The 15,850-nt window shown below is 46.7% G+C and carries 15 protein-coding genes; all 15 read left to right on the forward strand.

Annotation, left to right across the window (positions count from 1 at the left end):
* Positions 1 to 116 precede the first annotated feature (116 nt).
* The 15 genes from HMPREF1152_RS06025 (at position 117) to HMPREF1152_RS06095 (ending at position 15,829) form a co-directional block, all read left to right on the forward strand.
* Positions 117 to 857: an IclR family transcriptional regulator gene (locus HMPREF1152_RS06025; protein ID WP_009644376.1), complete on the forward strand. Its 741-nt coding sequence runs from the start codon at positions 117 to 119 to the stop codon at positions 855 to 857.
* Between the two features lie 85 nt (positions 858 to 942).
* A complete protein-coding gene (locus tag HMPREF1152_RS06030) occupies positions 943 to 1,650 on the forward strand; it encodes a nucleotide-binding protein (RefSeq protein WP_009644312.1) in 708 nt (235 codons plus the stop codon).
* A 27-nt stretch (positions 1,651 to 1,677) separates the two neighbouring features.
* On the forward strand, positions 1,678 to 1,890 hold the full coding sequence (locus tag HMPREF1152_RS06035) for a 4Fe-4S dicluster domain-containing protein (protein WP_009644294.1): 213 nt from the start codon (positions 1,678 to 1,680) through the stop codon (positions 1,888 to 1,890).
* 15 nt (positions 1,891 to 1,905) lie between these two features.
* Positions 1,906 to 2,985: a 3-methyl-2-oxobutanoate dehydrogenase subunit VorB gene (vorB, locus tag HMPREF1152_RS06040; protein ID WP_009644354.1), complete on the forward strand. Its 1,080-nt coding sequence runs from the start codon at positions 1,906 to 1,908 to the stop codon at positions 2,983 to 2,985.
* Positions 2,986 to 3,738: a thiamine pyrophosphate-dependent enzyme gene (locus HMPREF1152_RS06045; protein ID WP_009644222.1), complete on the forward strand. Its 753-nt coding sequence runs from the start codon at positions 2,986 to 2,988 to the stop codon at positions 3,736 to 3,738.
* Positions 3,739 to 3,749: 11 nt separating this feature from the next.
* Entirely contained in the window at positions 3,750 to 4,298 is a 549-nt protein-coding gene (locus HMPREF1152_RS06050; protein ID WP_009644374.1) for a 2-oxoacid:acceptor oxidoreductase family protein, read from the forward strand.
* 287 nt (positions 4,299 to 4,585) lie between these two features.
* Positions 4,586 to 4,819, forward strand: a complete 234-nt coding sequence (locus HMPREF1152_RS06055; protein ID WP_009644339.1) for a hypothetical protein — start codon at positions 4,586 to 4,588, stop codon at positions 4,817 to 4,819.
* 43 nt (positions 4,820 to 4,862) lie between these two features.
* A complete protein-coding gene (gene metG / locus HMPREF1152_RS06060) occupies positions 4,863 to 6,464 on the forward strand; it encodes a methionine--tRNA ligase (RefSeq protein ID WP_009644248.1) in 1,602 nt (533 codons plus the stop codon).
* Positions 6,465 to 6,527: 63 nt separating this feature from the next.
* On the forward strand, positions 6,528 to 7,367 hold the full coding sequence (locus tag HMPREF1152_RS06065) for a TatD family hydrolase (protein ID WP_009644227.1): 840 nt from the start codon (positions 6,528 to 6,530) through the stop codon (positions 7,365 to 7,367).
* 37 nt (positions 7,368 to 7,404) lie between these two features.
* Positions 7,405 to 8,979 carry a tRNA lysidine(34) synthetase TilS gene (gene tilS, locus HMPREF1152_RS06070; protein ID WP_009644282.1) on the forward strand — a complete coding sequence of 525 codons (1,575 nt, stop codon included), beginning with the start codon at positions 7,405 to 7,407 and terminating at the stop codon, positions 8,977 to 8,979.
* An 87-nt stretch (positions 8,980 to 9,066) separates the two neighbouring features.
* Positions 9,067 to 11,193, forward strand: a complete 2,127-nt coding sequence (gene ftsH, locus HMPREF1152_RS06075; protein ID WP_009644240.1) for an ATP-dependent zinc metalloprotease FtsH — start codon at positions 9,067 to 9,069, stop codon at positions 11,191 to 11,193.
* Between the two features lie 45 nt (positions 11,194 to 11,238).
* A complete protein-coding gene (locus tag HMPREF1152_RS06080) occupies positions 11,239 to 12,780 on the forward strand; it encodes a PucR family transcriptional regulator (RefSeq protein WP_242822286.1) in 1,542 nt (513 codons plus the stop codon).
* 1 nt (position 12,781) lies between these two features.
* Entirely contained in the window at positions 12,782 to 13,585 is an 804-nt protein-coding gene (locus HMPREF1152_RS06085; protein WP_009644257.1) for a type III pantothenate kinase, read from the forward strand.
* A gap of 2 nt (positions 13,586 to 13,587) precedes the next feature.
* Positions 13,588 to 14,553 carry a tRNA dihydrouridine synthase DusB gene (dusB, locus tag HMPREF1152_RS06090; protein WP_009644340.1) on the forward strand — a complete coding sequence of 322 codons (966 nt, stop codon included), beginning with the start codon at positions 13,588 to 13,590 and terminating at the stop codon, positions 14,551 to 14,553.
* On the forward strand, positions 14,546 to 15,829 hold the full coding sequence (locus HMPREF1152_RS06095; RefSeq protein WP_009644293.1) for an ABC transporter substrate-binding protein: 1,284 nt from the start codon (positions 14,546 to 14,548) through the stop codon (positions 15,827 to 15,829). The genes dusB and HMPREF1152_RS06095 overlap by 8 nt, the downstream gene beginning before the upstream one ends.
* Positions 15,830 to 15,850 lie beyond the last annotated feature (21 nt).

Raw genomic sequence — 15,850 nt, forward strand, 5'->3', positions numbered from 1 at the left:
TTCCGCATAACGAATTAAATGCTCGAAATACGGAAAAATTTTGCCGATTTATGTTGACTAACTCGAACCCAGATAGTATATTTTGAATTGTGAAAAGGTCGTGAAAGGAAGATCCTATGGCAGAGCGCAACAGTTCACTTGAGAAGGCGTTGAAAGTGCTGGATTTATATCAATCTCAGAGTCGCCTGACGTTGACTTCTATAGCGCAGCAGACGGGACTTTCCAACGCTGCAATAAGCAGAATTCTCAATTCGCTTGAGGAGATGAAGTACATCTATAAGGATAAAATTGATGGTGGTTATTATCTGACCGATAGAGTGTTCACCTTGAGCCGCAATACTAATATACAGAAGCAGATCGTGAACATGCTTGACGAGCCGGTAGCGAGGCTGTGCAGAAAATGCGGTCTGGCGGTAACTGTTTCCGTGCGTCAAGGGCTAAAGTCATACATAGCTATTCGTAAGAATCCATATCAGGGGATTGCCGTAGTGGTCAGCTCGGAGGAGATGATGAGCCTCAACCTGACCGCAGCTGGCAAGGTACTCACAGCTTTTTCAGGGGAGTCTGACAAGCTGGTAGACGAGATAGATTATGTTCGTCTGACAGACAAGAGCATTGTTGATAAGGAAGAGTACAAGATGCTTCTTGAAGAGGTCAAGGAGGAGAAGCTGGCTTACGATATGGAAGAGGTTACAGAAGGTCTCGTATGTGTAGCCGCACCGGTTTTATCGACAGACGGAACTGCTATATGTGCGATCAGCGTCAGCGGATACAAGGAGAGGATGGTCAGAAGTCTTTACTCTGTAATCCCAAGACTGCAGGACACAGCTTCTGAATGTGAAAATCTGTTGAGATAGGTAGCGTATTGTATGCCCTCCGATCTGCCGGAAAATGCGGACATGGGGCCAATTATATGAAATAGTTTGTAGATGAGGTAGTTGGATGAGTATTTTCTACGAGATGGACAAGAATTTCGGGGATCTTCTCGATGAGAAGAAAAATTTCTTATTTATAGGGGAAGCCGGAAGTGGCAAGAGCGAGATAGTCTTGAACGTAGCTGCCAAGCTGGCAGAGAAGACCGGCAGCAGGGTTCAGGTGTTCGACATGGATCAGAGCAAGCCCCTATACCGCTCCAGAGATATGAAGGATGCATTCGCCCATAAGGGTGTAGAGATAAATTATCAGCTGCAATTTCTTGATGCGCCAACGGTTGTTGGAGGTGTTGCCGAATCGCTTATGGACAAGGACGTGTATACGATTCTTGATATCGGCGGCGGACACAATGCGTCGAGAGTTGTCGGCGTGTACTCACATCTGTTAAAGGATGACAATACGGTTCCTGTGTACATCATTAATCCGTTTAGACCGTGGACCAAGAGTCTGCAGTCGATTAATGAGACCATGAGCGAAATTGTCACTGCGGCCAGGTTGAATCGCATCTACATTTTAGGTAATCCTAATCTGGGTTACCGGACGAGTGTTGAAGACTTCATGGAAGGGCTTGAGAAGCTCGATGAGATGCTGGGAGAGTTTGTAACCGTTGGCAGTCTCGTAGTTAGGGAGGATATCTTTGAGGAGGCTAGTGCCAGGACCGACAGATATTTGTTCCCGATCGAGTTGTTCCTGACTTATTCATGGGTTGATCGCTAAAACATTTTATTTAAGGAGGTAATGTTGATGGCTAAAGGTAGAGTCGAAATCAATGCCGAGGCGTGCAAGTCGTGCCAGTACTGTGTGATTTCATGTCCGAAGAAAGTCCTCGTTATCGGTGAAAATGTTAACTCTAAGGGATATCCTTATTCAGTTGCAGCTACACCGGAAAATTGCATCGGCTGCGCTATGTGCGCGCAGATATGCCCGGAGGCTTGTATTGAGGTTTGGAGAGATTAGTAAAGGAGGAACGATATGGCAGAACGTGTATTTATGAAGGGCTGTGAAGCTATTGCGGAAGCAGCTGTTAGGGCAGGATGTCGTTTCTTTGCTGGTTATCCGATTACACCACAGAACGAAATTCCTGAGTATATGGCAAGAAGATTGCCTGAGGTAGGCGGAACATTTGTACAGGGTGAGTCCGAAGTAGCTTCCGTAAACATGCTTTACGGTGCTGTTTCGACAGGTATCAGAGCTATGAGCTCTTCATCCAGCTGCGGTATCAGCTTGTATTCGGAGGGAATTTCCTTTTGCGCATCTGCCAGATTGCCGGCAGTTTATGTAAACGTACAGAGAGGCGGCCCCGGAATCGGAGCTATCCAGCCGGCACAGCAGGATTATCTACAGGCAACCAAGGCTTCCGGAAACGGTGGATTTAGGATGATTGTTCTTGCGCCTTCCACAGTTCAGGAGTGCGTAGATATGGTATATAAGGCATTTGACTATGCTGAAAGAGATCAGAACCCGGTTCTCGTACTCACAGACGGCGTTATGGGAACAATCATGGAGCCGGTAGTTCTTCCTCCAATGAAGTCTGAAGAGGAAATCGCTGAGCTCAGAGACGCATTCGACTACAGAGCTATCGTAGGTCACCCCGTTGGTGAGAACGCATTCTGCAGACCCGGCTCAGTAGGAACAGGACAAGAGGCTGTTAACATCGAGGCTGATAAGCTCTACAGAACTTGGGATAAGGACGTTGAATATGAAGAGCTTGAGACAGAGGATGCTGAGATTATTATCGCAGCATACGGAATCTCCGCTCGTATCGGCAAGGTTATCGTAAGAGAACTCAGAAAAGAAGGAGTTAAGATTGGGATGATTAGACCAATTAAGATTTCTCCATTCCCATATGAGGTGTTCGAGAACCTGGACTTCAACAGAGTTAAGGGAATTCTCGATGTTGAGATGTCCATTCCTGCTCAGATGAGATGGGATGTGGATCACGCCGTTAAGGGCAGAACAGTTATCAAGGAGTGCCTAAGATCCGGTGGTCAGCTTCTGACTAATGATCAGGTAATGGAAGCTGCTCGTGAACTGATTAAGGAGGTACTATAGATGGCAAAGGTTTATTCAAGAACTAAAGGAATTCTTCCTGATACAGTATCCGGATTTTGTCCGGGATGTATGCACGGTACAGTGCACAAGCTAATCGGTGAGGCTGCGGAGGAGCTCGGTAAGCTGGACAAGCTGGTAAGAGTTGAGGGTGTAGGCTGCTGTGGACTCGGCCAGTTCTACGTTGCTCACGATGCTACAATTTCCGCTCACGGCAGAGCTTGCGCAGTTGCAACGGGAATCAAGAGATCATCCCCTGATTCACTCGTTTACACATACCAGGGAGATGGAGACCTCGCTTCTATCGGTCTGGCAGAGACAATGTCCGCTGCTAACAGGGGTGAGAACTTCACCGTAATCTTCGTCAACAACGGAATTTACGGTATGACAGGTGGTCAGATGGCACCTACTACACTTATCGGAATGAATGCTACAACAGCTCCGGAGGGTAGAAAGCCTGAGCTTCACGGGTATCCAATGCACATCGTTGAGATCCTCAACCAGCTGACAGCTCCTTACTATCTTGAGAGAGTATCTTGCAACACTCCTCAGAATGTAGTCAAGGCTCGCAAGGCGATCAAGAAGGCGTTCCAGTATCAGATAGAAGGTAAAGGCTTCTCTCTCGTAGAGATCGTAACATCTTGCCCAACTAACTGGGGAATGAGCACACTTGATTCGCTCAAGTTCCTCGAGAATGACATGTTCAATGAGTACCCTCTAGGTCTCGTAAGAGACAAGGGCGCAGAAGCTAAGTAGGGAGGTTTAGAATGGAAAGAAATTTGATGATTGCCGGATTCGGCGGACAGGGTGTAATGACCATGGGCAAGCTTTTATCAGAAGCTACTTGCCAGTCAACAGATCTCAACGTAACCTTCTTCCCTTCTTATGGCGCAGCTATGAGAGGTGGTACAGCTAACTGCTACGTTGTAATTTCTGATGAAGATATTGGTGCACCGGTATCTAACAGTGTTGATGACCTTGTGGTAATGAACGGACCTTCACTACACAAGTTCCTTCCAACTCTTAAGAAGGGCGGCACGCTGTTTATCAACAGCTCGATCGTTAAGGATCCAATCGAAAGAGATGACATCACAGTTGTATCGGTTCCTGTTACAGAGATGGCTCTCGAGATGGGTAACCCAAGAGTTCTCAATATCATAATGCTTGGAGCTTACATTGGCTATTCAAACGCAGTACCGGAGCAGGTTATTTACGACGGAATTCACCACAAGTTTGAGCACAAGCCTAAGGTGATCCCTCTAAACGACAAGGCATTCCAGACGGGTCTGGATATAGGTGCCGATCACAGGAAGTAATCGGCGATCGCTTGTCAGCAGCAACTATTAATAATCCAACATGTATGAGAAAAGGCAGCTGAAATCAGCCGCCTCAGACTGTAGACAAAGTCTCGCCAAGCAATGGGCGAGGCTTTTCTCATACCTGGAGCTGCTCCGGTAATCTCATGCCCCCTGCTTGTTCACAATGAGTACAATGTGGAGGTGGAGGGAAAGATAATGGCTAGAGGTTGATAATATCACGCTATTTGGATATAATCGAGAGTAATATATTCGTGTTTTGTTGCCTTGAAGGCAAGGAGGATATAATGGCTAGAAGAAAACATATGACAGATGCAGAGAAGACTTTACTGATTGAAGAGGGGAAGGTAGCGAGAAGACATAAGATGCTCAAGACAAGCATGAAGATTGCGGGATTTGGACTTATTGTCGGAGCTACACTTGTTGTTGCAACAAAAAAGATTTTTGATGAGATTTTCGTTGAGGATGACTGGTCAGATGTAGACTGGGGCGAGGACGACGAGGATTACGGCGTATACTAAGCTCTGATATTTGGCATAGATATATAGCTTGAAAGGGATAATGATGGCTGAAAAAAAGGAAACATTTTTTATTACTACACCTATATATTACCCAAGCGCTAAGCTGCACATAGGGCATACCTACTGCACGGTTATGGCTGATGCGATGGCCAGATTCAAGAGACTGACCGGCTATGACGTCAGATTTCTGACCGGTACTGATGAGCACGGACAGAAGATTGCTAAGTGCGCACAGGAGGCAGGTGTTACACCTATCGAATATATCGATCCGATAGTCGATACCATCAAGAGGCTGTGGGCGACGATGGAAATCAGCTACGATGACTTCATCAGGACTACTGAGGAACGTCACAAGAAGCGCGTGCAGGATATCTTTATGAAGATGTACAACAGCGGAGATATCTATAAGGGAAAATATGAGGGATGGTATTGTACACCTTGCGAATCCTTTTGGACTGAGAGCCAGCTGGTTGACGGTAAATGTCCGGACTGCGGCAGACCGGTCAAGAAGATGAGTGAGGATGCTTATTTCTTCAAGCTATCCAAGTATTCTGACAAGCTTACCGAGCTGCTCGGCAATGGAGAGTTCCTGCAGCCGGAGTCTCGTGCGAAGGAGATGATTGCGTTCGTCGAGCATGGGCTTGAGGATTTATGCATTTCCAGAGAGTCATTGGACTGGGGCATTAAGGTGCCAATTGATGAGAAGCACGTTATCTACGTGTGGCTGGATGCGCTGTCAAACTATATTACCGCTCTCGGGTTCCCTGGCGAAGACGAAGAGATGTACAAGAAGTACTGGCCGGGTATTAACCTCGTAGGAAAGGAAATCGTTAGATTCCACTCCATTATCTGGCCGGCGATGCTTATGTCCATGAATGAGCCGGTTCCGCAGAAGGTTCTGGGGCACGGCTGGATTCTGATCGACGGAGGCAAGATGTCCAAGTCAAAGGGCAACATCGTTGATCCTGAGATTCTCATCGACAGATATGGAATTGATGCGCTCAAGTACTTCCTTCTCAGAGAGTATACTTTCGGACAGGACGGTGTGTATACCAACGAGATCATGCTTAACCGCATCAATTTCGACCTCGCCAATGACCTGGGTAACCTTTTATCCAGAACAGTCTCCATGATTGAGAAATACTGCGATGGAATTGTTCCGGAGGCCACTACAGAGGATGAGATTGATCAGGCATTAATTGATACAGCTATGGGATGTGCGGCAAAGGTTGAAGCTCATATGGATGATTTTCACTTCAACAACGCACTGGAAGAAATCTGGGCTGTAATCGCCAGAGCCAACAAGTACATCGACGAGAAGATGCCTTGGGTGCTCGCCAAGGATGAGAGCAAGAAGGCAGAGCTCGATACAGTTATGAGCAACCTCGCGGAGACACTTAGAATGATTTCGATTCTGATTATCCCTTACATGCATACTGCCTCCGAGAGGATGAGAGATCAGCTTGGACTCTCCGACGTAGAGCCTGAGTGGTCTAACCTTGAGGTATTCCGCATGATGGTTGGAGCAAGAGTCCACAAAGGTAATCCTCTCTTCCCTAGACTGGATGTGGCGCAAGAAATCGAAATCCTTTCAAACACACAGCAGGAAAAGGTTGCAATAAAATCAAATAACCGCAAGAAATAAAAACGAATGAAGTCTCAAGTTCATACTTGAGGCTTTTTGATAATAGAGAAAAGGATTAGTTATATGCTGTTTGATGCACATACTCATTTGAATTATGCAGAGTTCAGCGAGGCTGAGAGGGCTGAACGAGCGCAGGAAATCGCAGAATCCGACGTCGACTTTATCATAGATGTCGGAGATTCCGTTGCATCCTCCAAGCAGGCTATAAAGGATGCGGCTGATTATCCATGGTGTTATGCGACTGTAGGACTGCATCCGGATCAGGCAATGATTGTCACGGATGCCGACGTAGAAGCGATCAGAGAGCTTGCAGGTGCGCCCAAGGTTCAGGCTGTCGGTGAAATAGGACTTGATTTTTACTACGGGAAGGATTCAAGGGATGAACAGGTGGAGCTGTTCAGAAAACAGATACGGCTTGCCAATGAGCTCAGGATGCCTATGATGATTCATACGCGGGATGCAGATGGACTGACAAAGGATATTCTTCTCGAAGAAGGCGCGTTCAGCGAGGAGCGCAAGAGCTGGTTCCCATTGCGCCCGGATGAAAACGGTGAAATGATTTCCGATGCAAGAGTGCAGCTTCACTGTTACTCGGGATCGCTCGAGCTTGCGCGTGAGTATGTAAAGCTCGGTGCGACATTTTCAATTGGAGGACCGCTGACTTTCAAAAATGCGAGAAAAACGGTAGAGGTGCTGAAGGGAATACCGCTAGAGTATATAATGAGTGAGACGGATGCACCGTTTCTGGCACCGGAGCCTAAGCGCGGAAGAGCTAACAGATCGCCATATATTGAATACACGGTCAGGAGAATGGCGCTGCTCAAGAGCCTGGACTATGAGGAAGCGGCGCGCATTACGTCTACAAACGCAAGGCGTTTCTTCAACATAGACAGCGACAGATAGGTGAAATTATAATAAATTTGTACGGATAACATAGACGATGGATAAGATTCTAAGAAATATCATAGCTAGCAATACGATAGCGAAAGGAGATTCGGTAATTATCGGTTTTTCGGGTGGACCCGATTCGCTGACGCTTCTTTATGCGTTGAATTCCATGAAGTCCGCATACAGCCTTAGCCTTTATGCGGTACACGTTAATCACCGGATTAGACCGGGAGACTGCGAGGCAGAGGCAAAGCATGCTAAGGATATTTGCGATAAACTGAGAGTCCCCTTTGAACTTCGTGTGTATGATTGTAGAGCAATAGCGTTAAGGGAGAGAATTTCGGAGGAGGAGGCAGGCCGTCACGTTCGTTATGAGTCTTTTGCTGAGGCTGCTAAGGCGGTAGAGGCAGGTGGAGTGGACAGAGATAGGATCAAGATTGCGGTGGCACAGAACGCCGACGATCAGGTTGAGACAGTATTATTTCATATTCTTCGCGGTACAACAGTGCATGGACTTGCCGGTATTGCCAAGGTGCGGTTAGATGAGCATGGTTACAAGGTGGTGAGACCGCTGCTTGCTACTCCTCGAAGCGATATTGAGGAGTATATATCGGAAAAAGCTCTCGAACCCAACATTGACGAGAGCAATGAGAAGCCTATATACAGCAGAAATAAAATTAGACTTGAGCTAATACCGGATCTGGAGAAGAAATTTAATCCGTCGTTAAGGAAGTCGATAATCAGACTGAGTGAGACTGCAGCTTGCGATGATGACTACATGATGCAAGCTGCCGAGGACGCCTTTGCGCGTGTCAAGGTTAACACTGCGATTGCCGATGTTGTATGTGAAGGGAAAGGTAGAACGTGCAATGATAATGAACATGAGCTTGAAGCTGATGATAAGTGCGAGGTTCATTACCGCATCGGACCTTTGATTGGGATGCATGCTGCGGTAAAACGGCGCGTCGCAGCCATTATTCTGGAAGAGAATGATATACATCCTACCTACGATCTCGTAAATGCAATTGTTTCTATCGTAGAATCTGACAGCCCGTCGGCGAGCTGCAGTCTACCGGGTGGAGTAATTGCAGAACGAAGATATGGTGAGCTCGTACTGACGGATAGGCAGCCGCAGGCTGACGTAAAGGCTCTTACAAAAGGGAAAGACGTGCCGCTCCCGACGCCTTTCATTTTAAGCGCGGAGGAGTACAGGAAAAAGGTTTCAAATGTAAAGCGCGAGGACATAGGACAGGAAGCCGTGATTCCGATGCGATTTGCATCGTTTGATCTCGACAAGCTCGCTGAGTCTAGGGGAGTCATAATTGATGAACCCTGCGATGGAATGGAGCTTCTATCCAAGCTGTCAATCAGACTCAGAACCCGAAGACCTGCAGATTACATCTCGGTCGGTAAGGGAAACAAAAAACTGCAGGATTTTCTGGTCGACGAGAAGGTGCCAAAGTCTGCTCGAGATACGGTCAATTTCATCGCATGCGGAGACGAGATACTGTGGATTTTGCCGCGTGATGATTTTAAATCCGAACGTTATCGGATGAGGGGAAAATATTCACAGAAATATCAGATTGACGACAACTCAAAGAGGGTTTTGTTTCTTGAACTGTTCTAATACGTATGATAGAATAACACCGCAGTTTGTGCAAAATAACAAATTTTAGCTCAAAAACATAATTTTAAAAGATGAGGGGTACGATAATTGAAGAGATTTACTAAGAATTTCGGAATATATTTGATTATATTCGTGGTAGTTCTCGGAGTTGCCACTTTTTATAAAGGCTATGACGGGGCACACAAGAACACCGAAGTAAAGTTCTCAACCTTTGCAACTCACCTAGAGAAGGGTAAATACGAGAAATTAAATATAACAGACCGCAAGATGACTGCGACGCTGAAGAACGGTGATAAGGAATACGCTTACGCTCCTTCCGCCATTGAGATTAACTGGCTGGAGACAAATTACATATTCCCGCAGATTAAGGAGGGGAAGCTCAAGCTGGCCAGCGATCCTCCGGAGAGCAGTGTCAACTTCTTCTCGCTTCTGCCAACCATAATAATGGTAGTCGCACTTGGATTCCTGTTCTACTTTATGATGAGTCAGGGAGGTAACAACAAGGCGTTCCAGTTTGGCAAGAACAGAGCGAAGCTGTACAAGGAAAACGGCAAAAATATAAAATTTGAAGACGTTGCCGGACTCAAGGAAGAGAAGGAAGAACTGGAGGAGATAGTAGACTTCCTCAAGAACCCTTCCAAATATTCCAATTTAGGAGCAAGGATTCCGAAGGGAGTCCTGCTCGTAGGCAGTCCCGGTACAGGTAAGACTTACATTTCGCGAGCTACGGCCGGCGAAGCCGGTGTGCCGTTCTTCACCATTTCAGGATCTGACTTTGTCGAGATGTTCGTCGGAGTTGGTGCATCCCGTGTCAGGGATTTGTTTGAACAGGCTAAGAAGAATGCACCTTGTATCATCTTTATCGATGAAATTGATGCGGTAGGCCGTAAGAGAGGTGCCGGCCTCGGTGGCGGTAACGATGAGCGTGAGCAGACTCTGAACCAGCTGCTTGTGGAGATGGATGGATTTGACGGCAACGCCGGCATCATTATCCTTGCCGCAACTAATAGACCTGATGTGCTGGATCCGGCTCTGCTGCGTCCGGGCAGATTTGATAGACAGATTGTTATCGGTATGCCGGATGTAAAGGCAAGAGAGGAAATATTCAGGGTTCATACCAAGAACAAGCCTCTTGCGGATGACGTTACGCTTGAGGTATTGGCAAGGAGAACACCGGGCTTCTCACCGGCGGATATCGAGAACCTTGTCAACGAGGCAGCACTGCTGACCGCTAGACGTAACGGAACCAAGATCAGAATGGATGAGATAGAGGAGGCTACAACCAAGGTTATGGCCGGACCGGCTAAGAAGTCCAGGGTTATCTCAGAGTCTGAGCGAAAGCTGACAGCATACCATGAGGCCGGACACGCAATCGTGATGAAGTCGCTTCCTAAATCGGATCCGGTTCATCAGATTACAATTATCCCTAGAGGTATGGCAGGTGGATTCACCATGTCATTGCCTGAGGACGAGAAGTTCTTCATGACTAAGGGAGATATGGTAAATATGATTAAGCATCTGCTTGGCGGAAGAGTTGCGGAGGAGCTTAAGCTCGATGATATCAGCACTGGTGCAAGCAACGATTTGGAGCGCGCAACAGGAATTGCCAGACAGATGATTACCAAATACGGATTCAGCAAGAAGCTGGGGCCTGTAAGCTTTAGCTCTAACGAGGAGGTTTTTCTGGGAAAGGACCTGTCCACCAGACAGAACTATTCCGAAGAGACAGCGTCTGAAATCGATAACGAGATCAAGCACATCCTGGAGAGCTGCTACGTAGACACAACCGCAATTCTCAAGGAGCATGACGAGGCCTTTGAGAGGGTTGCTCAGGCTCTGCTGCTTGTGGAGACTCTGGATGGTGAGCAGTTCAACGACCTGTACGATGGGAAGGTTACTCCGGAGGAGTTAGCTGACAATGTAAAGGCTCGTGAGGAGGAAATCGCTGAGATGAACGAGGCTGAGGCTAAGGAGAGTGAGAAGCTAGAGGAGCAGAGACGCGCTGAGGCGGAGGAAAGACTCAAGGAGTTACAGTCTGTGCTGGTCGGGGATCTGAAGTTTGAGGAATCGACTTTTGCAGAAGGTACGGAGGATTCTGAAAAGCAGCCTGAAGCCGCTGAAGAGGAAGAATGTACAACTGAAGCTACAACAGATGACGAAGTGAAGACAGATACTGAAGCTGCTGATGAGCACAAGGATTCTGATCAGCAGTAATTGAGGAGCAAGATTATGAGGATAACCGTAGAAGATTGCCTTAATTTGGACGCTTTTAAAGGCAGCACCGTAATTTCATGCAAGAGAAAGATGGATCGAAGGGTGCGCACGCTCTCAGTTTTCGACGAGATTGATTATGAAAAGGGAATCGAACGTAACGGAATTAAAGAACAGATGGTTCTGACCCATTTCTGGAATTGCAAGGATGATATCGATGCTCAGTGCCGTATAGTGGTAGGCTTCGGCAAAAAGGCAATCGCCACACTCGTAATTTTCCTCAACGAAGAGGGTGTTAGAGCCGTTGATCCTAAGGTTATCAAGACAGCCGAGGACAACGGACTCCTCATCGTTGTCGTTCCGGATGATAAGGAGATTACATATGCTGCTGTGATGGAACAGGTTCTGGATAAGATTCTGTACGGACATAATTACAGCGACAATATTCTTAACAACACTATCTATCATCTTCTCAATTTTGAGAAGCACAGCAACTTCCAGAGCGCCCTCAAGGAAGCTGCCATCAATAACGATTATCAGGCTATCCTTATGACCACAGAATTCAACCCGATTCTGACTATCGAGACTCGTCATGAGGAGACTATAGACAACGCGATAGTTCAAGCCAAGAAGAGAGATGTATCTCACTCTTCGATGTTCACACAGGTCAATATCAACGATGTCATCACTTACTGGGGTACCATTGATATCAACAATGAGAAGCACATTCTGATGATTGTCGACAACGAAGATAACTACTCGGCGACGGAGATTAAGAAGCTCGCTGAGATTATTGAGCTTGCAATGGGTATGTGGAAGTACACGCCTGAAAGAGACTCGAGGGCAGAGTTTATCAAATCTGCTATAAGAGGTGATTTGACGTTCTGCTACACTCTGATCGATGAGGCCGGACTCAAAAATAAGCAGTTCATCAGCGTGTTTTATGCAAATGGAATAAACAACAGCACTTCGCAGGATATTCTCGAGAAGTATAAGGCTGAAAAGGGCTTTGGAATACTGCCTTTGATTGAAGGCAATGAATACTACGGTATGATTTACGCCGACACAGGCGAAGACAAGGGCATGCAGCTTAAGAACGACTGCCTCAAGATGTACGATGATCTCAAGGAGGGTCGCAAGGATGTGAGAATCTTCCACTCGACCGGCATCGAAGAGCTGGATAGTGCAATTGAAGGCTTTAAGATGATAAATGAGACTTGGAATGACGTCGAAGCGGTATTCCCGTATAAGAGGGTGTTTACCAAGTATGAAATGTCGATGGTTTGTAACTGTATCAACATCCAGATGCAGAGCAACGTGCTCAAAAAGATTTATCTCGATCTGCTCGAGCCTTTCGAGAGAGAGGTATCGCTCAACAAGGGAAGATTGCTGCTGGAGACGCTGGAGACATTTGTGCTTGATGCGGGCATGAACAGCAACAAAACTGCTGAATTTATGAGTATTCATAACAACACAGTTCAATACAGACTAAAGCGAATCAACGAGATTCTCGGAGCGGAGCTGACCGGCAATAGAATTATTCCCGGTCTTACCATGGCACTGGCGCTAAGGAGAATGGAGGATCGCTAAAATGCTTCTGGCTGTAGATGTAGGGAATACAAATATAGTAATAGGCGTATTTAGCAAGTCGAAGCTCATTACCAGCTGGCGACTTGCCACTGATAGTAGGCGAAGTGCAGACGAATATGGGATTCTAGTCGAGCAGATGTTTAGACATGAGGGTCTTGACCCATCCGACATCGACGATGTGATTATTTCCTCGGTCGTGCCTTCGCTGCTTTTTGCCTTGCAGCATATGTGCTTCAAGTATCTGCACGTGTCACCGCTAGTTGTTGAGACTGGTGTTAAGACGGGGCTCAAGATTAAGTGTGACGATCCCAGACAGATTGGCTCTGATAGAATTGTAAATGCAGTTGCTGCACATCACGCATATGATGGACCGCTTATTGTCATCGATTTCGGGACGGCTACGACGTTCTGCGCTATCACCGAGGACGGAGAGTACCTTGGCGGCACGATTGCGCCCGGAATCAAGATTTCCGCAAAGGCGCTTTTTGAGCAGACTGCAAAGCTGCCCAACGTAGATCTTGAGGCTCCCGGCAACATGATTTGCAAGAATACCATCGAGAGTATGCAGTCAGGTCTCGTGTACGGACACATGGGACTTACAGAATATATCGTTGGAGGCATGAAGAAGGAACTTGTAACGCATTACGGCAAGAACTACGATGATATCAAGGTTATCGCAACCGGTGGCATGGCTACCATGGTAGAGAATGGAATTAACTGCATTGATGTCGTGGAGAAGAGACTGACACTTGATGGACTGGTTCTGATTTATGAGAAAAACAAATCACAGAGAAAGAAACGTTAATAATGTCAGATAGCAGATACGTTATAGGCGGTGTAGAGCTGCATAACCCTTTCTTGTTGGCGCCGCTTGCGGGCGTCACCGACGCAGTCATGCGCATGCTGTGCACTGAGCAGGGCGCTGCTATGACTTGCACAGAGATGGTGAGTGCAAAGGGTCTCTTCTACAGAGATAGGAAGACTCCAGCTCTTCTGTATATTCCGGAAGACGCAGGGCCGACTGCCGTTCAGATATTTGGCAGTGAGCCGGAGGTGATGGCGGAGGCTGCATGTATGCTCAATTCGCATCCAAATGTTATCATTGATATCAATATGGGCTGCCCCGTTCCCAAGGTAGTTAAGAACGGAGATGGGGCGGCGCTGATGAAGGATCCTGAACTGGTATATGACGTGGTATATGCTGTGGTAAAGAACTCGGATAAGCCGGTAACCGTCAAGATTAGAAAGGGCTTTGACGCTGCTTCGATCAACGCCCGTGAGGTTGCAAAGGCTATTTCGAGTGCCGGAGCTGCTGCGGTGGCCGTGCATGGCAGGACTCGTCAGCAATTCTATACGGGAAGCGCTGACTGGGATATAATCAGGACGGTCAAGGAAGCCGTGTCCGTCCCCGTGATAGGAAACGGCGATGTATTTAATGGCAAGGATGGCGTCCGCATGATGGAGGAGACAGGCTGTGATTTTGTCATGGTTGCAAGAGGTGCGATGGGCAATCCTTGGATTTTTAGAGAGCTTAATGCGGCACTTCGCGGAGATGAAATTCCGGCGAATCCGACCGTCAGCGAGATAAGTGATATGATGATAAGACATCTTGATGCACTGGTTGAACTCAAGGACGAGTACTCGGCGGTCAGGGAGATGCGAAAATTTGTAGCGTGGTATACAAAGGGCATCAAGGGCGCTTCAAGGCTGCGCGGTAAGATTAATACTATTGAAACACAGGCAGATATGAAAGAGGCTTTGAGAATTGATTAGGAACAAGAGATTTAAGGCGGCATCAGCGATGATGCTACTGCTGCTACTGGCAGTAGTGCTGAGCGGCTGCACGACCTTTGACAATTTTAAAAAGACTTACATAGACAAGAAGGTTGTCGGAGATACCAACACTATCAATATCGGTATCTATGAGCCCAGCTCGGGTGAGTTCAAGGAGCAGGGAGAGGAAGAGATTAGAGGTATCGAGCTGGCAAATTCGATATACGGTAATGTAAATGGAATCAAGATTAACCTCGTCAGGGTCGACAATCAGTCGGATATCAATTCAGCTAAGACTGCAATTCAGAACCTCATCAAGATGAAGCCGACTGTGATTATCGGAAGTGCCGGAGAGGCCAACTCTATGGTAGCTTCGCCGTACATTGAGAAGGCCAAGATTCCGGCAATTACTCCTTCTGCGGCAAATCCGCTGATTACAGAGAACAACAAGTATTATTTTAGGGCTTCAATAACTGAATCGCAGAGAGGTGCAGGACTTGCTGAATATGCATATAGCGTACTCAATTCTCGCAAGATAGCGACAATTTCAATCAGAAACGACAGCTCAAACACAGCACTTTTAAAGGGCTTTAATTCCAAACTCAGTGAACTTGAGACAGCTGCAGCAGGTGATGCGCAATCAGAACCTACATCGTCGATAGTTTATAAGGAGGATATAAACATTGATTTTGCCGGATACAAGAAGCTGGTGAAGAAGATTAAAAAATCCGGTGCAGACGTGGTATTTATTCCGTTTGGAACAGAAAAGGCAGACCTGTTCTTTAAGACTGTCGAAAAGGAAAAACTTGAAGGCAATATAACCTTTGTCGGGAATTCAACATGGAATGACTATGATTTTACCCGGATGATGAAGAAACATCCTAATATAAAGGTGGTGTTTCCGTCAGATTCAGTATTTAGTGCCGGCAAGACTACTACCAAGTCAATCACTGCTGAAACTCAGAGATTCCTGATTGAGTATGCCAACAAGTACGGTGATGATAATGAACCGACTAGCAACGCTGCTCTTGGTTATGATTCATATTTGATTGCGATTAATGCAATCAACAAGGCCAATTCGACCAAGCCGGATGATATCCGGAAGGCTTTGTCAAAGCTATCGGATGTGCGGGGGGTAACCGGAGTGTTCTCATTCGACAAGGACGGAAATCCGGTCAAGTCGGTAAACCTTTCAACTGTTAAGAAGGGAAATATTATTTCGCTGTACGTAACGAACGATACGACCGTGGCACAGACAATGGAGAAGATAAAGTAAACTCTGTAAGCGGGGAAATAC

The sequence above is a fragment of the Mogibacterium sp. CM50 genome, from assembly GCF_000293155.1.
In the GTDB taxonomy this organism is placed as follows: Bacteria; Bacillota; Clostridia; order Peptostreptococcales; family Anaerovoracaceae; genus Mogibacterium; species Mogibacterium timidum.